The sequence below is a fragment of the Thalassoglobus sp. JC818 genome (assembly GCF_040717535.1).
Classification (GTDB): Bacteria; Planctomycetota; Planctomycetia; order Planctomycetales; family Planctomycetaceae; genus Thalassoglobus.
In genome coordinates, this window is the sequence record NZ_JBFEFI010000001.1 from 740,350 (window position 1) to 757,095 (window position 16,746).

Annotated in this window: 14 protein-coding genes; 10 read left to right on the forward strand and 4 right to left on the reverse strand. The window is 51.8% G+C overall.

All coding sequences use genetic code 11. From position 1 onward, the window contains the following. The first annotated feature begins 39 nt into the window (after positions 1-39). The 5 genes from AB1L42_RS02585 (at position 40) to AB1L42_RS02605 (ending at position 5,672) form a co-directional block, all read left to right on the forward strand. Positions 40-630, forward strand: a complete 591-nt coding sequence (locus AB1L42_RS02585; RefSeq protein ID WP_367050856.1) for a hypothetical protein — start codon at positions 40-42, stop codon at positions 628-630. Between the two features lie 186 nt (positions 631-816). Continuing rightward, the gene (locus AB1L42_RS02590; protein ID WP_367050858.1) at positions 817-1,674 is read left to right on the forward strand and encodes a neutral zinc metallopeptidase; all 858 of its coding nucleotides are present in this window, start codon (positions 817-819) and stop codon (positions 1,672-1,674) included. Between the two features lie 206 nt (positions 1,675-1,880). After that, positions 1,881-3,332 (forward strand): mechanosensitive ion channel domain-containing protein, encoded by a 1,452-nt coding sequence (locus AB1L42_RS02595; RefSeq protein WP_367050860.1) that lies wholly within the window; start codon positions 1,881-1,883, stop codon positions 3,330-3,332. Between the two features lie 197 nt (positions 3,333-3,529). After that, entirely contained in the window at positions 3,530-4,882 is a 1,353-nt protein-coding gene (locus AB1L42_RS02600; RefSeq protein WP_367050862.1) for a GDSL-type esterase/lipase family protein, read from the forward strand. A 427-nt stretch (positions 4,883-5,309) separates the two neighbouring features. Next, complete coding sequence (locus AB1L42_RS02605; RefSeq protein WP_367050864.1) at positions 5,310-5,672, forward strand: STAS/SEC14 domain-containing protein; 363 nt, start codon at positions 5,310-5,312, stop codon at positions 5,670-5,672. 150 nt (positions 5,673-5,822) lie between these two features. Here the strand turns inward: AB1L42_RS02605 and AB1L42_RS02610 are convergent, their stop codons facing one another. Continuing rightward, positions 5,823-8,036, reverse strand: coding sequence for a cation:dicarboxylase symporter family transporter (locus AB1L42_RS02610; protein WP_367050866.1), 2,214 nt, complete (start codon positions 8,034-8,036; stop codon positions 5,823-5,825). Positions 8,037-8,065: 29 nt separating this feature from the next. Then, positions 8,066-8,212, reverse strand: a complete 147-nt coding sequence (locus AB1L42_RS02615; RefSeq protein WP_367050868.1) for a hypothetical protein — start codon at positions 8,210-8,212, stop codon at positions 8,066-8,068. Positions 8,213-8,372: 160 nt separating this feature from the next. Between AB1L42_RS02615 and AB1L42_RS02620 the strand changes: the two genes are divergently transcribed. The 4 genes from AB1L42_RS02620 to AB1L42_RS02635 all read left to right on the forward strand — a co-directional run bounded on the left by AB1L42_RS02620 (position 8,373) and on the right by AB1L42_RS02635 (position 14,079). Next, positions 8,373-9,860: a sulfatase gene (locus AB1L42_RS02620; protein WP_367050871.1), complete on the forward strand. Its 1,488-nt coding sequence runs from the start codon at positions 8,373-8,375 to the stop codon at positions 9,858-9,860. A 415-nt stretch (positions 9,861-10,275) separates the two neighbouring features. After that, positions 10,276-11,778: a hypothetical protein gene (locus AB1L42_RS02625; RefSeq protein WP_367050873.1), complete on the forward strand. Its 1,503-nt coding sequence runs from the start codon at positions 10,276-10,278 to the stop codon at positions 11,776-11,778. A gap of 37 nt (positions 11,779-11,815) precedes the next feature. Further along, complete coding sequence (locus AB1L42_RS02630; RefSeq protein WP_367050876.1) at positions 11,816-12,568, forward strand: ATP-binding cassette domain-containing protein; 753 nt, start codon at positions 11,816-11,818, stop codon at positions 12,566-12,568. Then, the gene (locus AB1L42_RS02635) at positions 12,565-14,079 is read left to right on the forward strand and encodes a glycine betaine ABC transporter substrate-binding protein (RefSeq protein ID WP_367050878.1); all 1,515 of its coding nucleotides are present in this window, start codon (positions 12,565-12,567) and stop codon (positions 14,077-14,079) included. The genes AB1L42_RS02630 and AB1L42_RS02635 overlap by 4 nt, the downstream gene beginning before the upstream one ends. 106 nt (positions 14,080-14,185) lie before the next feature. Here AB1L42_RS02635 and AB1L42_RS02640 read toward each other — a convergent pair whose 3' ends face one another. Continuing rightward, positions 14,186-14,737: a hypothetical protein gene (locus AB1L42_RS02640; protein ID WP_367050880.1), complete on the reverse strand. Its 552-nt coding sequence runs from the start codon at positions 14,735-14,737 to the stop codon at positions 14,186-14,188. Positions 14,738-14,950: 213 nt separating this feature from the next. On the opposite strand from AB1L42_RS02640, the gene AB1L42_RS02645 reads away from it, so the two are divergent. Further along, a complete protein-coding gene (locus AB1L42_RS02645; protein WP_367050882.1) occupies positions 14,951-15,124 on the forward strand; it encodes a hypothetical protein in 174 nt (57 codons plus the stop codon). Here AB1L42_RS02645 and AB1L42_RS02650 read toward each other — a convergent pair. Next, positions 15,121-16,548 (reverse strand): arylsulfatase, encoded by a 1,428-nt coding sequence (locus AB1L42_RS02650; protein ID WP_367050884.1) that lies wholly within the window; start codon positions 16,546-16,548, stop codon positions 15,121-15,123. The two genes, AB1L42_RS02645 and AB1L42_RS02650, sit on opposite strands and share 4 nt — an antisense overlap. Between the last annotated feature and the right edge of the window lie 198 nt (positions 16,549-16,746).

Here is a 16,746-nt window from a genome sequence, read left to right on the forward strand (position 1 = left end):
TCACTGACATTTCATTGTCATTAACCAGGAACTGAAGAAATGATCTCACTTTCTACGTTCGCAAAACGCGTTTGCAACGCATCCAATTGTCTTGCACTTTTGGCTGTCGGAACTTTGTTCATCTCGGGCTGTGATCAAAAGCAGATGGAGGACGCTGGAAACTCCGTCAAAGAAAGCGCCAGTGAACTCGGAGAATCTGCTTCAGATGCAGCTTCCCAAATGGGCGAAGCCGCTCAAAACATGAAAGACGCAATGGGCGAGAAATTCGCGGCAGCCTGGGATCAGGCGAGCGAAAAGCTGAAAGAGGTCGAAGGTGGCAGCGAAATGCTGACCAACATCAAAGACTTCTTCAAGAACGCAGGCGAATCACTCTCCAGCATCACTGACGAAGCATCCGCTGAGAACGCGAAAGCGAAATTCGCCGAAATGACAGAAACCGTCGAAGGCTGGGGCCCAAAACTCGCAGAAATGCCGGAAGAAGCTAAAACTGCCTTGAAAGGCGTCTTCGAGTCGGGCATCGCCCACCTCAAGACTCTCGTCGAAAAGGTCAAAGACAACGAACTGTATCAGGAACATGTTCAGCCACAAATTGATGCTTTGATGGAAAAATTGCACGCCCTCGCAGGCTAATCCATCTGTAGCAAATTCCTCTCCTGACTTTCAGCATGCAGACGCAACCGATGGCGGTTTGCATGCCTGCAGGAGAGACCTGAGAAAAGAGCAATTCGCTCGATGATTTCATGACGGGTTGTCGAAGATCCATGACGACAAATCGGCAACCCGTCTTTATTCAAATTTGTGAAGTGGAGCGAGAGAATGCGTTGGGAAGGCCGTCGCGGTAGTGAGAACGTTGAAGACCGACGCTCAATGCGTGGACCAGTTGTTGCAGGTGGCGGAATGCTGGGACTTGTCCTGATTCTGATCATCATGTGCGCTGGTGGCGATCCGCGACCAATCATGAATCAGATGCAACAGGCGCAACAGCAGCAACCTCAACAGGGACCGGTGGAAACCGATCCGGAAGAAGACAGACTCGCACAATTCGTGTCCGTGGTGTTGGCAGACACTGAAGAAGTCTGGGACGATTTATTCCGCCAGGATGGTGCCTCGTACCGAGCTCCAACACTCGTCATCTTCACAGGTGAAGTTGCATCAGCGTGTGGGTATCAAGGATCGGCAACCGGTCCGTTTTATTGCCCGCTCGACGAAAAAGTTTACATCGACTTAAGCTTCTACGAAGACATGAAGAACAAACTGGGCGCTCCGGGAGACTTCGCTCAGGCCTACGTCATTGCACATGAAGTCGGGCATCATGTGCAAAAACTTCTAGGGATCAGCGAACAGGTCTCCAGCCTCCAGCAAAGATCGAGCAAAGTCGAAGCAAATGAACTGTCAGTCCGTCTGGAACTGCAGGCAGATTACTTCGCGGGAGTTTGGGCTCATCACGCTCAACAGAACTGGCAGATTCTGGAACCCGGTGACATCGAAGAGGCTCTCACCGCAGCCACTGCGATCGGAGATGATCGTCTTCAAAAGCAAGCTCAAGGGCGTGTCGTTCCTGAATCGTTTACTCACGGAACGTCCGAACAGCGGACAAGATGGTTCGTGCAGGGCCTGAAGAGTGGTGATATGAACGCGGGTAATACGTTCGAAATCCCTTATAGCCAGCTCTAGTCTTTATCATCCATACTGAGAACCCGTGGTCCACTGAGTACTGCCGGAATCGATTCATCGATGGCCGGCAGCCGCGCAGTTGGACACGTTGATGAGCTTGCACCAGCGACGGTTGCAAGTCCTTGATCAATTGCCTCGCTACACACGCTGTCTCGAACATCGTGGGGCATCAACCGTTCATTTTGACTCTTATTTCGAGGAATTAGATGTTATCAAAAATCGTTCATGGACGATTCGACAGTCAGGAGCTTTCGCGTTTCGGTTTTGCAACTTTTTTGCTTCTTGGAATGTTATTCTTGCCTCCCGCGAGCATCCACGCTCAGGAAGCAGATTCAGATCCACCAGCGACTGCTACGAGTTCCGACGAAGAGAGCCCAAAGCCGACGACAACTGCTGATCCGGACATTTCGATTGAAAGCCTCGAACTGCTCGTTAAGCCGCTGACACAAGACGAGTTGGTCGTCGAAGCAGAAGGTTGGAGAGATTTTCTTAAAGACCAGGTCTCGGAAATCGCCAAGCTTCGAATCAATATCATCAACAAGAAAGAAGAAGAGGCTGCACAAGCAGAAGCAGGGACTGCAGAGCCAACCGCCGAAGCAGATGCGAATGCAGACAACGCACCTGAAGCAGACGAAGACGGTGCTGCGCCTCAAACAGGTGAAAGCCTCGCAAAACTTCAGGACGAAAAGACTCACCTTGTCGATCGACTGAATGTCGTCCTCGATGAACTGGAACTCAAAGGAGGCGACGTTGAAACTTTCCGACAATACGTGGCAGCCCAGTCCGGCGTCGCTGTCGATGTGACAGACACTGCGACAACGATGGCAATGATTCGATCGTGGTTGGTTTCCGACCAGGGCGGAAAACGCTGGATGTGGAACATCATCAAGTTTCTGGCGATTCTTATTTGCTTCTACTTCGGGGCAACAATCATTTCGAATTTGGTTCGCTCAGCCGTTTCGCGTGTCAAAGGAACGTCTCAGCTGCTGGTCAATTTCATCGGGAAGTTCGTCAAGCAGCTGTTAATGATCGTCGGCCTGATGATCAGTCTGGCCGCCTTGGAAGTGAACATTGCACCGCTCCTCGCAGCAGTCGGTGCGGCTGGTTTCGTGGTTGGTCTCGCTTTGCAGGGAACGTTGAGCAACTTCGCGAGTGGCTTGCTGATTCTCGGCTATCGCCCATTCGACACAGGCGACGTCATTGAAGCAGCTGGCATCTCGGGAATTGTCGATTCGGTCTCGCTCTTCTCAACTCACATCCGAACCTTCGACAACAAACTCATGATTGTCCCCAACAATGAAATCTGGGGCGGGACAATCACCAATGCAACCGCGAGTCAAACTCGCCGAGTCGATATGGTCTTCGGAATTGGCTACGACGATGACATTCATCAGGCGAAGACCATTCTGGAAGAACTCGTCAACGAACACGAACTCGTCCTGAAAGATCCAGCACCAGTCGTCAAGCTGAACGAACTGGCTGACTCGTCGCTGAACTTCATTGTTCGCCCCTGGACGAAAACCGGTGACTACTGGACCGTTTATTGGGACCTGACAACCGCAGTCAAAGAGCGATTCGATCAAGCTGGAATCTCCATCCCGTATCCACAACGCGACGTTCACGTTTATCAAGAAAACGGAAAATCTGAGAACGCCTAATTTGCCTGCTGAATCCAAAGCCAGTTTGAGGTCACCTCAAACTGGCTTTTTTTTCGATACGCCCCACACGCAGTAGCATTCGCCGCCTGTCAAAACAGCAACGGTACAGAGTTGATCGGAAAGAACTGATTTCAGATCATTCAAGCGGAAGTTTCACAACCATCTCTTTCCGCTATCCAGAAAGCATGCACGCTCACATGAATTTTTCTCGAACGCTTCTTGTACTGATCGCCGTGGTGATCAGTTTCGGTAATGACCAGCTTCATGCTTTTCAACGAACCGCAGAGGCGGTTTCTGTTGAACTTCCTGAAACTGACGAAGGACTTCCCGGTGCGGGGCCGATTCGTCGATATGACTGGTTCCGCAACCTCTGGAAGAGTCGGCGAGGCCAGTGGGCGAAAACACAAGCAGAAGATCAAAACGCCGTCGTTTTCCTCGGCGATTCGATCACTCAAGGCTGGGGGGACAAACTGCACAAGAGTTTTGGTGAGATGAAAGTCGCCAATCGGGGGATCTCAGGAGACACGACACGGGGAATGCTGATTCGGCTTGAGGAAGATGTTCTTTCCCTCAATCCGACAGGCGTCGTCATGCTGATGGGAACGAACGATCTGGAGGAAGGGGCAGACCCGAAAACCGTCGCTAGTAACATCCAGCTCATTCTCGAAGCGATTCACGCTCATCAAAGCGAAATGCCGATCATCATTTCGCTCGTCTTTCCGAGTTCCGAAACAAAGAAACGACCTTCCAACAAGATTCAGGAATTGAATCAGCTCATCCGCGAGGCAGCCCGCAACTTTGAACACGTCACCGTTCTCGACACCTGGACTCTGTTCGCGAACTCCGAAGGGGACGCGAAAGTGGAAGAGTTTCCCGATCTTCTGCATCCGAACGAACTGGGTTACGAAAAGTGGCGCATGGCATTGATTCCTCTGCTGGAAACGAATGGGCTTCTGGACGTTCCTGAGGACGATTTCGAATTGGAAGCGGGTTTCGAGTCACTCTTCAATGGACAAGATTTGACAGGTTGGGGATTTCTGCCGACTCCTCCTGCGAACCCCAACCGAAAGCGGAATCCAAACGCTCCACACCGTCCGGAAGTCGCAGAAGCTGTCAGCTTCGATGGACTGACCGAGAGTTCAGATGGTCGTTACGTCGCCAAAGACGGCCGATTAATTGTGACAACGCCAATGGAAGGACGCCGAATTCAACAGCTGTGGAGTCATAAGTCGTTTCCAAATGACTTCACTCTCAAGCTTGAGTTTCGTGCAACTCCCAACGCTGACAGTGGAGTTTTCATTCGACAGCCACAGCTGCAGTGTCGCGATTACTTGTTGGCGGGACCATACAACTCTCTTCAGAAGTACCGCCCTCAGGACTGGAACGAACTCGTCGTGGAAGTGAAGGGGAACGTCGCACGCTGCACTTGCAACGGTGAAGTCCTCGAAGAAGCCTTCGAGCTCCCAGCGACAGGACCGGTTGGTCTCGAAGGTGATCGTGGGCAGATTGAATACCGACGAATCCGAATCAAGCACGCTGGCGGAAACTGAGCCAATTCCCAAACCAACTCATTTCCCCTGAGTGACTTCAAAAGCTGATCTTGCTTGGGGGAATTTGAGGGAGCGATTCACGTTGATGCAAAGGCATTTTTGTCATTTCTGATGTTGGTCTCTTGATGCTCAACAATGATCTGGCGATGATTCAATCAGACGGAAAGAATCAGAGACTTTGCTTTCTGTGACGTGAATCGCTTCTTCAGTTTTCGCGATTGCGTTTTTCAGAAGTTCAGAAGTCAATCTGTGCAGTCGCAATGGAGTGTCGGTCCCCTCGTTGACTCAACTGAGTCACAGTGAAAGTGGCAGCCTCTCATGAATGAAGTGAGGCTTGTAGGTGGACTGAGAGACTGCTGATGCATGCGATAAACGATCTGTGACAACAGAACAGGTAACTCTTTCTCTTTGGCCTACGGAGCGACAGATGATTGAAATGATCGAAGAGGGCAATGGCAAAGTCATTGCATTCAAGCTTTCGGGAAAGCTTCACGACGAGGACTACAAAACCTTCGTTCCAGCTGTGGACAATGCGATCGCTGAAAATGGAAAGACGCGAGTTCTGGTCCAGTTTCACGATTTCAAAGGTTGGGACGCCCACGCACTTTGGGATGACATTAAATTCGCTACCACGCACTGCACCAAGATTGAGCGAATCGCACTCGTCGGAGAAGATTCTTGGGAAAAATGGATGGCGAGCGTCTGCAAACCATTCACGATGGCCAAGATCCAGTACTTCGACGTCAGTGACATCGACGCTGCCTGGCGGTGGGTCGAAGAAGGCCTTTAGGAACGCAGCTTCGTGAATCGCTAGAGGCCATTCCTTCAGCACTGACTAATTCGGTCTGGAATCAGCCTCGCTCCGGTGAAATTTCACATGCTGGATCATTACTTGGTCCAGCATGTTTTTTTGCATCAGCGCTCATTCATCGAGAGACGGTCAGTCGATCCAGTGCAACACATCCCGGAGAATGCACCAGCGAGGTGTTCGGTCTTTCGCACCGCCGCCTTCGATCCAGTACCGCTCCAGTCGGTCGAGTGTTCCGTCTAACCTTTCGATGTCGAGCCAGCGATTCAATGTGATCATCCAATCCATATCATCCTGCTGGACAACAAGACCGACCGGTCGCTGAATTGCCGGTCGAGGAATCACCGTTGTGTATTCCGGATGCAGAACGGTCCAGGCAGCTCCCTGTTCTGCGGCAATCATCAGACCATCGATATCTTCATGTCGCCCATCGAAAAAGTCCTGCAATGAATCGACAGTGACGATTTCGGCGTTCGGTATGAACTGCTGAGCCGGTACCACAAGATCCGGTGAAACCACTCCCAAGCGAAGTTCCCGGTAGTCAACAGCATCTTCCCAAGAAACCCATTCATCACGACGGTGATCCTTCAGAACAACGGAAACCGTCGCGGTTTGATATGGCTCTGTGAACCCAACTCTGAGCAGGCGAGCCGGTTTCATGATCAATCCGCCGATCGCGACGTCCACTTCATGCGAAGCGAGTTGTTCTTCGATCGTCGATTCCGAGAACGGAACAAACTCAATTCGAAGATCCATTTGCTTCGCGAATTGATGGATCAGTTCAACGTCGTAGCCGACCAAATTTCCTTCTGAATTGAAGAACGAGTAGGGCAGGTGATCCTGGAGATACCCAACTCGCAAGATCTTTTCTTCTTGAATTCGCTCGAGTGCCGTTGATCCAGTCGTTTGCCGTTTCGGAATCTGTGATCGATTCCGAAAAACTTCGTAGTCTGTCACAGGTGCAGGCAGTGAAAGCGACAAGAATCGTGAATCGAGTTGATCGCTGAATTTCACCGAAGCGAGGTATCGAGACATGATCCCGCAAAACAACAACAGTGTCAGCGAGACCACTGCTCCCGAGATCATCAGACGTCTCCACCGGATGCGAAGTTGGTCGTGAACGACCGCATTGACGATCAGCGTGAGCGCCATCAGGTGCATCACCCCCACAGCGTCTGCCATCCTCGTTGTCAAAAACCCAGGAAGGATAAACAACGTCATCAGGTCCTGCGGCAATCGATACATGTCGAGCAAGAATGGGATCGTGACCAGCGGACTGGCAAAGCTTGAAATCGTCCCAGTGGATGCCATCGAAAGAGTCTGCCCCCACGAGAGATCACGTCCGGCGTACCATGCTGCAAACGGGATAAACAAAAACGAAAGCACTTTGCCGATGTGCGGAAAGGGGTATGCAAGAGGCACAACCACGCTCGGCGTCAGTCTTTCATCGAGCGAATCAGAATCTGACTTCCCTTGCAACAGACTCTCGCAGCTTTCAGCAATCAACGGGAGAACCACGAAAAGCTTTCCAGTCGCCAGCGCAGTCAACAACGGTTCTTGGGCAGATCGCAAAAGCTCACGAAATCCAATCTTGGTCGTGCAGGTCACAAGCAGCGGTAGAAAGAGAAGGGCAGCCACACCGCACGCGATCGACACCATCAAGAGATAAGCCTGCAGTCGCGAAATCTCCTCGACCCGCAAAGTGCCTGCCGCTGCGGCTGTCAGCGTAAAGAGACCGACCGGAGCCAGCCGAATCAGAAACGCGTTGATTTTCGAAAGCGCTTCAGAACACGAATCAAGAAGATTTAGGACCGGCTCTCGGTTCGGAACTGCCATCATCGCTGCTCCAAAAAAGAGACAAAAGACCACCACAGCTGGGACGAACTCGTTTGCCAGAGAATTGAAAACGTTGCCGGGAATCAATTGATTGAGAAAGTTGAAACCGCCAGCCACATCAGCCAAGTCACTCGAATGAAAGAAGGCGCCACCTTTCAGCGGGGGTAGAAATGCAGACACCGTTGCGACCAGAACGATACTCGCTCCCCAGAACAACAGCAGAATAATAGCAGCAGCCCATCCGATCCGTTTCGCTTGAGCAATATTCAATCGCCCCAACTTCGAGATCAGTGCTGTGACCAGGTACGGGAGAACGGTCATCTGCAACAGGTTGACGTAAGAGTTACCAACCACTTGCAGCGGCGCACAAAGTTCTCCGAAAAACACACCACACAAGATCCCCAGGACCAACCCGATCCCGATCCATAATCCCAACCTCTTGGGATGTGATGAAAGCTTTCTCGCCCGCTCCGGTTGATCGAGTTCCGGCCCCTTCAACGTTTCTGACATGTGACTCCAGTGATCCAGTTGCGACTGAGTTAGGCTGCAGAGTGTTCTCCCTCTCCGATCCGCCTGATTTCAGTGAAAGGGCCGACAAAATACAACACTCGGCCAACCACGACAGCCCTGTTGATCACGAAATTAGCGACCTTCAACAAGCAGACATCAAGGAGAGATTCGCCCATATCCTTGCACTCCTACTGATCAGCCGATGCCAAGTCATCTTGCTCTTCACTCCGGATTCTTTGGCGGTCGTGCTCGACCGGATTGACAGAGCGACTGTCACTTTTCACCGTACGTGTACGCACAATCCCACCTGAGAAAATGCCTTCGCTGGAGTTTGCAATGATATCTCGTGCAGTTGTCCTTTTCGCAGCGTTTGCTTGTTTCGCTCAATCGAGCGACGCACAGCAGTCCGAGCGATCTCCCAACGTTCTTCTGATTGTCAGCGACGATCTCCAAGCATGCCTTGGTTGTTATCAAAACAGCACCTGCCAAACTCCAAATCTCGATCGCCTCGCGAAAGAAGGAATTCTCTTCGAACGTGCCTATTGCCAGTACCCGGTCTGCGGTCCTTCTCGCGCGTCGATGATGAGCGGGCTCTACCCGAATCTAACGAAGATGCTTGGCAACAAGACAACGTTGGGAGCTTTTCACGAAACGAACGCCGACCTGGCTCATCACCCCAGCATCGGTGAGTTTCTGAAGACAAACGGATACGTTTCGTTGCGGGTCTCAAAGATCTATCACATGGGAGTTCCAGGCGGCATTGAAGCCGGCGACCGCGGTGGTGACGATCCTCTTTCATGGGATCGAGCTTTCGACATCATGGCCCCCGAGACAGCGAGTCTCGGTGAACTCGAATTGTTGAGTCCGATTCGAAAACACTACGGTTCAAACTTCGCCCGGATCATCACACCCGATGAAGCAGCGACCACTCAGACCGACTATCTCGCTGCTTCGCAAGCGATCGCGATTCTCGAAAACCGAGCACGAGGCCGAACCGACTCGCGTTTTCTTCGACCAGAGCAGCCGTTTTTTCTCGCAGTTGGATTTGTCCGCCCGCACGTTCCGCTGATTGCGCCGAAACGAATCTTTGACAAGTACCCCGTCGACTCAGTGGAGTTGCCGAACGTCCCTGAGAACGATCTGGACGACGTCCCTTCCGCTGCTGCCGGGATGGAAAACTTCGGTCGATACGGAATGAACGAGGAACAACAGAAAATAGCCATCGCAAGCTACTACGCAAGTGTTACGTTCATGGACGAACAGGTCGGACGACTCCTCGAAACTCTCGATCGACTCAATCTCCGAGACGACACCGTCGTGATCTTCACGTCGGACCATGGATACAATCTCGGAGAGCACCACTGCTGGCAGAAGCTGAGTCTATTTGAGGACAGCACTCGAGTCCCACTGCTGATCTCTTCACCTGACCACACAGAAACAGCCGGTCAGACGAACAGCGAGATTGTTGAGTTGATTGATCTGTATCCCACGATCGCCGATTTGTGTGGACTCAAGAAGAAGTCTCCTCAAATCCTTCAGGGACAAAGCCTCGTCCCGATTCTGGAATCGCCAGGCAATGTGATGGACGCAGATGCTCATGCTTACACCGTCACCTATCAACGCGGAGAGTCATTGCGAGCTGGACCCTGGAGATTCAACCGTTGGGGCAATTCGGGAGAGGAATTGTATGACCACGAATCCGATCCCGGCGAATTCACAAATCTTGCGACTGATCCCGACCACACAGCTGCTGTCGACTCCCTGAGAACACAATTGACTCAGGTCCGCGAATCGAGCGAAAAATCGACTGGCTCAAGCGACTGATTTCTCGAATTGAATTGATTTATCACGTATCACTTCAGAGGCTTACAACGCTGTCGACAAGATCGCAGATGATCTTTTCATGGAGATTTGTGTCAGATCGTTGCTGCGACACACATCAGCACTGGCTGATTCCAAAGTCATGATCGGTCGTAAGCTATTGAGAAACCCGAGGGAAAGTTTTCGCAGCAGTTGCGGACCGTTCCCGTATGTATTAAACGACTGAGACGAGGATACCGACAGACCGTTTTCATTCCTCTCGACTGAAATTCCGTGATCTCGGAATTTCATCAACAGTTCGTGATTGGTCGCGTGATGTCGTGAACCGATCAGATAGCAACTTCGTGGCTGCGCTGGGTCGCAAGTTGCAATTTCACTGGCAAAACCGCCGACACCCATGGAAAGGTGTGAGACTCCGATGAAAGTCCATCAGTTTCTGGATCATTATGGGATCACCGAAAATCCTTATGCCCAAGAAGACGCTTCATCAGACAGAGTCTTCATCGAGCACTGTCTGACCGGGACATACCATTCCGGTTGGGACAAAATCTATGGCGATCCCAGAGCCCCATCGACGTCGGTCGTCTTCGGAGAGCAGGGGAGCGGAAAAACCGCATTGCGGCTTCAAATTGCCGGACGTCTGCGTGAGTTCAACGAAACTCATCCTGAAGAACGCGCGTTCACAATCCACTACGACAACTTCAATCCATTCCTCGACAGCTTCCGTGAACGTCTGCACGGTCGGCGACGCAAAGCTGAGAAGGCTCTCCAGAACTGGAAGCTGTGGGATCACATGGATGCGATTCTCACTCTCGCGACAACCCGACTGGCGGACATCATTCGCAACGGCGGCGTCGACGCGAAAGACCCTTCTCAATCGGTCGACCCTGCCAAAATCGACGATTTGAAGCCAAATCAACGCCGCGACATTCTCCTGCTCGCAACGTTCTACGACCAGAACCGAGATGAGTCAGCTGTCCGCCGCTGGAATCAATTGCGTCGGAAATTGAAAGTGACGACCTGGAAGTCTTACTGGGACATCGGGCTCGGAGCGATTGTCACCCTCGCCATCATTGGTGGGGTGTTTCAGGTTTCCGAAACTCCGTGGAGTCAGTTGTTCTCCGGCTGGACGCTGGCGATCATCATTGCCGCTTGGCTGCCAGCCATCTGGAACTTCATTCGAAACTTCTGGACAGCCACACGCGCAGCAAGCCAGGTTCGGATTTCCGATCAGAGTCGGACTGACCTGCGACGAATCTTGGCCCGCTTCGATCGATCTCAGATCAGTGGCCAACCACTCCCGACTCGTGCGCGCGGAGACGATCGCTATGAATTGCTGCATAAGTTGCAGTCAGTTCTCACCGATCTCGGATTCCAAAGCATCGTAGTCCTCGTCGACCGAGTCGATGAGCCACACCTGGTCAACGGCTCCCCAGAGCGAATGCGCGATCTTATTTGGCCGCTCTTTGATAACAAGTTCCTGAAGCATCCAGGCATCGCCTTCAAACTGCTTCTCCCCGCGGCACTCTCAGGATTCTTGAACCGACAGGAAAAAGAGTTCTATGAACGTTCTCGACTCGACAAGCAAAACTTGATTCCGTCCCTCAACTGGACTGGACAAGGTTTGTACGACGTCGCGAATGATCGACTTCGAGCCTGTGCAAAACTGGCCGAGAACCGGCCCAGCATCAGTGATCTCTTTGATGACTCAATCAGCGAGCAGGAGTTGATCACCGTCTTTGATCGACTTCGCGCACCGCGTCATCTGTTCAAGTATCTCTACCGGCTGTTCATCGATCACTGTTCAAAACATACAGAAGATTCTCCAGAATGGAAAATTCAGCGTGAGACAATGCAGTCTTCTCTCGCCGTATTCATGAAGGACCTCGACGCGTACGACCAAAAACTCGGCACGGGGTAAACGGCAATTCATCTCCGGACGAAACAGGATTTCCCAAATGCTCCGCCTGACCAATGTCTCGAAAACCTACGACGAGAAGTTGGTCCTGGCTCCCACTTCCATTGAGTTCCTACAGGGCAAAACATCTGTCCTCCTGGGAACGAGTGGCTGTGGGAAATCGACACTACTGCGATTGATGATCGGTCTTGTCGAGCCGGACAGCGGAGGAGAAATTCTGTTCGATGGAGAACCGCTCACGCGAGAGAACATCGCTACGATCCGCCACCGTATCGGATACATGATTCAGGACGGCGGACTCTTCCCGCATTTGACAGTGCAGGGGAATGTTGCGCTGCTCGCCAAACACCTGGGCTGGCCTGTTCAGAAAATCAGTGATCGCATGCACGAGCTGTTAGAACTCGTGCATCTCGATGACGAAACGCTCACGCGATACCCACGACAAATCTCCGGTGGTCAACGGCAGCGCGTGGCTCTTATGAGAGCGCTGTTTCTCGATCCAGATGTCTTGCTGCTCGACGAGCCAATGGGTGCGCTCGATCCGGTCATTCGCACGAATCTGCAGGCAGAACTGCGTGAGATCTTTCGCACGCTGCAAAAGACGGTCGTTCTCGTCACTCACGATATCGGAGAAGCCGCTTTTCTGGGGGACAGCATTAGCGTGCTCAACTCAGGACGTGTTCTGCAAACAGGTTCGTTCGAGGACCTGCTGAATAATCCGACGGACTCTTTCGTCACAGATTTCATCCGAGCACAACGCACTCAACTTGATTCTGTGGAGGAACTCATATGAGTATGAAAAATGTCGTATGGTTTGCCTCCGGTTGCGTCGTTCTCCTGGTCGTCACATCTCTGATGTCTGCCTCCGGACTTAGAGTCGCTGCCAAAGGGTTCACCGAGTCAGTCACTCTCGCTGAAATCGCCAGCGCTCTGGCCATCGAGAGTGGAAATTCTTCTGAACCGGTGACGGAACTGGGAGGCACCCAAGTTCTCTGGTCCGCTCTCGTGTCCGGAGAGATCGATGTCTATCCCGAGTATACCGGAACACTGCGGCAGGAAATCTTTCGAGGACAACCTCTTCCCGATGATGAGTCTCTCGAAAAGAAAGTCGAAGAGAGTGGAGTGTCGATGACCGCACCTCTCGGCTTCAATAACACATACGCGATTGCGATGAAGCGATCGCGAGCCGAAGAATTTGGCATCGAGAAAATCTCCGACCTCAGCAAGTTTCCTCAATTCAAATACGCTTTCAGTAACGAGTTCATGGATCGTGGAGATGGATGGCCCAGCTTAAAACGAACCTACGATTTGAGTCCCGCAGACATTCGAGGAATTCAACACACACTCGCCTATCGTGCTCTCGATGCTGGCGAAATTGACGTTGCCGATGCCTACGCGACCGACCCGCACATTCTCGAAATGGACTTGAAGCTTCTAAAAGACGATCGAAATTACTTTCCGAAGTACGACGCGGTTTACTTGTATCGCACCCAACTCGAAGAGACGAATCCCGAGTTTGTCAAATTGCTCAAATCGATGGAGGGCAAACTGTCGGATAGCACGATGCTTCGGTTGAATGAAGCTGTCGAAATCGACGAACTGAGTGAACCGGACGTCGCCAGTCAATTTGTGAACAAGACTTTCGGGTTCAATGTCAAAAGTGCTTCGCAATCGCTCACCAGGCGGATTTGGAAGACGTCGTTGGAACATCTGTTTCTGGTCGTGATCTCGCTCTCTGCTGCGATCCTCGTTGGAATTCCTGCCGGGATCATTGCGGCGAAGACAAAGCTCCCCGGACAAATCATCCTCGGCACCGCTGAAATCATTCAGACCATTCCCGGACTGGCTTTGCTTGTCTTCATGGGAGTTCTATTCATTCGCGTCGGCCTTCCATCAATTGGTGCCTTTCCGGTGATGGTGGCTCTGTTCCTGTACAGCCTGCTCCCGATCATTCGCAATACGATGACCGGACTCACTGAAATTCCAAAGTCGTTAATCGAATCAGCGACCGCTCTTGGCCTTGGCCCGGCAGCACGATTGAGACTTGTCGAACTCCCTTTGAGTGCCCCCATGATTCTCGCGGGTATCAAAACGACCGCTGTCATCAATGTTGGATATGCCGCGCTCGGCGGTCTCATTGGGGCAGGGGGCTACGGTCAGCCCATCATGACCGGCTTAAGGCTGAACAGCGAAGCACACATGCTTGAAGGCGCCATTCCCGCTGCAATCATGGCGATCTCGGTGAAGTACGTCTTCGAAGCTGCGGAGAAGTTCCTCGTCTCTCCGGGCCTTAGAGTCCGCTAAGACACATGGCTTCTGTTATCCTCAATGTTCGACGTGGATTGAACTTTTGAGTGTGAGTTTCTGGAGGACTTTTTCAGTTCCCACTCACCAGAATTCTTAAGGATTTTCAGGACATTCTCAGATCGAAATCGGTCTCGGCCAATGGGTCGTCTTCAATGCTCTCTGGTGCGTTTTGGACCTGACTCATCAGTTCATCAATGTTGACCGTTGGGGCATCGAAGTCTTCAACAGTCCCCACTTCTGCAACTTCCTGCGGTCTCACAGAGGTTGTCGGCTTTTCGATGACACGAAACAGGTACGACTCAATCTGAATTTCGTCTCCAACTTCCAACTCCCAGCCGACGTCGGGCAAAGTTCGTCCATTGACCTGAACATCTTCACCTAACCCAAACAACGTCCAGTTGAGGTCCTTGTTGAATCGCACGCATACCTGAGGAGTCAGCGTCGAAAGCTGGTTCAATTGCAGTGGACAGCACTTCCACTTTCCAATGAATACGCCAGCGCCGAGCAATTTCTTACTGATTCCGATTAGTCGGATGGCCGACGTGACGCTGATCGTTTCGCGGAAACGTCCCGAGCGCTGAATCGTCTGCATGTCTCCCTTGATCAACTCAAAAAACAAGTTCTTTGCCCGGCGGCGCGTGGGCTGAATTGACATTCGGAATCGCTCCATCCTGGAGTAGGTAACAATGGTGGGTCATCGAACCGACCGAAAATCGACGTATGATGGAGAGTTCAGTGAAGTTTGCAATTCTGGAGAAGAGGAGTTGATTGGAATCGAGCCGGACTTTCCAATTCCTTCACACGAGTTTCTTTGTTTTTTCGCTGGCGCACCTCAATTTGTCGTGCGGAGGTGCACGAAGATTCTCAGATGTCCCGGACATCAATCGTCACTATCACATGCAAAAACAAAGCAGATCACCGGTCGCTACTTCTGACGACAATCAAAATCTCCACATTCGCCGCTCAACAATCCTCGCCGGCAGTTTTGTCGCTCCTCGAGAAGATTGACGGGAAGAAAATCGGAGTGACCGAACGAGACTAAAAGTCCCGGAAAGGACCGCGTGGTTCCGCAGCCTCCATCTCGTCGAGCCAATTGGCGAATGCTTCTCGCAAGCGGTCGGCCTGATCCGGCATCTGCTCAATCAAATCGTTCTGCTCTGCCAGGTCATCGTCGAGGTTAAACAGAAATTGGTCATCGCCGTGTCGAACCCATTTCCAGTTTCCGACGCGCGCTCCTTCTTTGTTCTGTCGCTTCCAAAACATCTCTTTCCGTTGCGACTCCGTTTCACCAGTTAGCACTGGCCACATGTCGAAGCCATCAAGCACGATTCCTGAATCAGGTTGAACACCAATTTTGGCTGCGATTGTCGGAAGCAATTCCAAGCTCGTTAGAAACTCATCGCAGACTGAGCCAGCGGGGATTCCCGGACCTCGTACCGCAGCACAGACACGGACGCCCCCTTCAAACATCTGTGACTTTCCACCTCGCAGCGGACTGTTCTTGCTTCCTCCTCCGCCTCCGTTATCCGAAAAGAAAATGACAATCGTATTGTCCGCGATTTGATACTCATCCAGAAGTTCTAGCACGCTCCCGATCGCATCATCCATCGCTGTCACTGCTCCGAGGTATTCGAGACGCCGCTTCTCCGGAGTCGCAACCATGGCCGGTTTCCCGTACTTCGTGCTTTTACGCAATGAGTCTTCCAAATGCGGGTACAGCTTCTTGTATTCCTCCGGAGCCTGGGCTGCACTGCGAATCGCAGGATCAAGATTGGACGCACCATGCGGAGCATTGAACGGGAGATACAGAAAAAATGGTCGCTCGTGATTCTCCTTGAGAAAGCGGACCGCCTCACGTTCGAACAGTTCTGTGCAATAAGTTCCCTTGTCTTCCTCCGTCAGATGGTCTCCGGAATACATGCTCGGAACGCCATAACGCTCATGCGTGAAGTAATCGATTCCGGTATTCACCAGTCCGTAGAATTCATTAAAACCACGCTGCTTGGGAAGAAAACGTCGGCTCATTCCCAGGTCCCACTTGCCGAAGATCGCCGTTTGATAGCCAGCTCCCTGAAAATACTCAGGAAGGAGTTTCTCCCTCAAATCCATGCCGCCGATCCGCTCCCAGGTCACAGAGTATTCTTCAGGCGTATACTTGTGACCATAGTCCGGAGCTTCATTGCGGATCATGTCGTACATGCCGTTTCGTTGTGGATAACGACCGGTCAGAAACGCTCCTCGAGACGGAGTGCAGGCTGGCCAGGCCACGTAGAAGTTTGTCAGCAGCACTCCCTCTTTCACGATTCGGTCGAGGTTCGGGCTGATGACTTCGTCGTTCAGTATTCCGAGATCGCTATAGCCCTGATCGTCACTCACGATCAAAACGACATTGGGAGTCGAAGCGAACGCCGACGACATTCCAATCGCGACAAAACAACAGGCCAGCGAGCAAAGAGATTTGTTCATGGGGCTTCCTGACGGGTGAATCAGTTGTCGAACATGTCCGACCAAATCATGGAGACTCACGGACTGAAGTTCAAACATCACGCGCACATTTCGATCAGTTGAGGCTCGCCACAAAAGCTGTTCAGGTCGGAAAAGTCGAAAAGAAATTACCAAACTACACTGTTGAGATCAGGTGACCAGCGCTTAGACTCAAACTAG